This is a genomic window from Protofrankia sp. CiP1_Cm_nod2, assembly GCF_920664355.1.
Taxonomy (GTDB): Bacteria; Actinomycetota; Actinomycetes; order Frankiales; family Frankiaceae; genus Protofrankia.
In genome coordinates, this window is record NZ_CAKKTL010000197.1 from 10,252 (window position 1) to 10,781 (window position 530).

Here is a 530-nt window from a genome sequence, read left to right on the forward strand (position 1 = left end):
GTGCCGCTGGTACCGGGTGTGCCGCTGCTGCCGGGTGTGGGAGTCATGGGCTCAGGTCCGTCACTCGGGCGGGTCGATCTGGAAATCCTTGGTGATGACAAGGATGAGCGGGTCGTCCGAGTTGAAGTGCGCGCTCTTGGGAGCCGCGGCTCTGACATCCGGGATCAGCTCCTGCAGGGTCTCGGCGGCGGCCTTCTGCTCCGGCTCGTAGAACACGGTGGGTACCGCGACGTTGTACGCCGCGTTGTAGTTGCCGACCCGGGTCACCGTGAAGCCGGCGGCTTCCAGCCGGGCCCGGGCAGCGTCGGCGAGCCCCGGCTCCCTGGAGTTGTTCAGGATCACGACGGGGGCGAAGACGCGTTTCGGCGCGGTCGACGGCGGGACGGGAGCAACCGCCTTCGGCGGCTGTGACGTTCCTGCCGGTAACGGACGGGCGCTCGTCGCCGGCGCGGCAGGTGCCGCCGGCGCGGCCGTGGACGCACCGCCGACGGGCCGCGCGGCCCCGGCCGCGACCGTGGCCGGAGCCGGTG

Annotated in this window: 1 protein-coding gene; it reads right to left on the bottom strand. The window is 72.1% G+C overall.

Annotated elements, in window-relative coordinates:
* Window positions 1-60: 60 nt before the first annotated feature.
* Window positions 61-530 (bottom strand): LytR C-terminal domain-containing protein (locus NBW84_RS18730; protein WP_250286038.1); only part of this gene is annotated, 470 nt, incomplete at its 5' end.